Below are 1,907 nucleotides of genomic sequence, written 5' to 3'. Positions count from 1 at the left end.
CCGGGGCGCCGGTGCTCTTGATCGACGAACTCGATCGCGCCGACGAGGCCTTCGAAGCCTATCTTTTGGAAATTCTCAGCGATTTCCAGGTCACGATCCCCGAACTCGGCACCGTGAAGGCGCCGCAGCCGCCGATCGTCATCATCACGTCCAACCGCACCCGCGAGATTCACGACGCGCTGAAACGCCGCTGCCTCTACCACTGGGTCGATTACCCCACGGCCGAGCGCGAGCTGGCGATCGTCAAGTCGCGCGTGCCCGGCATCTCGGCCAAACTGTCGCAGCAGGTGGTGCGCTTCGTGCAGGCGCTGCGCGATCAGGATTTCTACAAATCGCCCGGCGTGGCCGAGACCATCGACTGGGCGACCGCGCTGACCGAACTCGATGCCCGCTCGCTGACCGCGCAGATGGTTGGTGACACGCTGGGCGCGCTTTTGAAATACCAGGACGACATCGCGCGGATGCAGGGCAATGCGCTGCAGACCGTGCTGAAGGAGTCGACGAGCGAGACTTGACGCTTCGCGCGCAACAATATCCGCCGTCATTTCGGGGCGACGCGAAGCAGCGAGCCCGGAATCCATAACCCCCGGCTGTGGTTATGGATTCCGGGCCTGCGCTAAAGAGGCGCATCCCGGAATGACGACGGTGAAATCGGGTTCAGATATATGGCCATCAATCATCTCGATCCACCGACCGGCAACATCGCCGACAACATCACGGGCTTCGCCCGCGCGCTGCGCGCGGCCGGGATTCCGGTCGGCCCGGGCGCGGTGATCGACGCCATGAACGCGCTGCAGGTGATCGAGATCGGCAACCGGCGCGACGTGTTCGCGACGCTGCAGGCGATCTTCGTCAAGCGTCACGAGCACATGCTGATCTTCGCCCAGGCTTTCGAGCTGTTTTTCCGCGCCGCCGAAGAATGGAAGCACATGCTCGACTCGGTGCCGCTGCCCGATCACGCCAGGAAGAAGCCACCGCCGGCCTCGCGCCGGGTCCAGGAGGCGATGTCGCAGCCCGCGATGAGCGAGCAGCCGCAGGCCGAGGAGCAGGATGTGCGATTGTCGGTCTCGGACAAGGAAATCCTGCAGAAGAAGGATTTCGCGCAGATGAGCGCGGCCGAGATCGCGCAAGCCGTGCGCGCGATCGCGCTGATGCGATTGCCGCAGGCGGAGCTGAAGACCCGCCGCCACCAGCGCGATGCGCGCGGGCTGCGGCTCGACATGCGCCGGACCTTGCGCGGCTCGCTGCGCACCGGCGGCGACATCATCGATATTCATCGCCTCGGCCGGATCGAGAAACCGGCGCCGATCGTGGCGCTGCTCGATATCTCCGGCTCGATGAGCGAATATACCCGGCTGTTCCTGCATTTCCTGCATGCCGTCACCGATGCCCGCAAGCGCGTCTCGGTGTTCCTGTTCGGCACCAGGCTGACCAATGTGACACGGGCGCTGCGGGCGCGCGATCCGGACGAGGCGCTGGCGAGCTGCTCGGCCAGCGTGGAAGACTGGGCCGGCGGGACCCGGATCGCCACCTCGCTGCACAGCTTCAACAAATTGTGGGCGCGGCGGGTGCTCGGGCAGGGCGCGATCGTGCTTCTGATCTCCGACGGGCTGGAGCGCGAGGCGGATGCCAGGCTGGCTTTCGAGATGGACCGGCTGCACCGCTCCTGCCGCCGCCTGATCTGGCTCAACCCGCTGTTGCGCTATGGCGGCTTCGAACCCAAGGCCCAGGGCATCAAAATGATGCTGCCGTACGTTGACGAATTCCGCCCGGTGCATAATTTGACGTCGATAGAAGGGCTGATCAAGGCCTTGTCGTCGGCGCTGCCGCCGCAGCACCGCAGCCTGATCCGCTCCGCAGCTTGAAAGAGGCCCCCATGCTCAACCGCGACGAGGACATCCTGAAGG

Annotated in this window: 2 protein-coding genes; both read left to right on the top strand. The window is 65.1% G+C overall.

Features of this window, described 5'->3' with window-relative positions:
• Window positions 1-515 (top strand): AAA family ATPase (locus WCB02_RS30695; protein WP_423963963.1); only part of this gene is annotated, 515 nt, incomplete at its 5' end.
• A 150-nt stretch (window positions 516-665) separates the two neighbouring features.
• Window positions 666-1,865: a vWA domain-containing protein gene (locus WCB02_RS30690; protein WP_423963960.1), complete on the top strand. Its 1,200-nt coding sequence runs from the start codon at window positions 666-668 to the stop codon at window positions 1,863-1,865.
• Window positions 1,866-1,907 lie beyond the last annotated feature (42 nt).

The organism is Bradyrhizobium sp. (assembly GCF_049581145.1).
Taxonomy (GTDB): Bacteria; Pseudomonadota; Alphaproteobacteria; order Rhizobiales; family Xanthobacteraceae; genus Bradyrhizobium.
The sequence above is the reverse complement of the archived record's forward strand: the minus strand, read 5'-3'. Positions and strand labels throughout refer to the sequence as shown.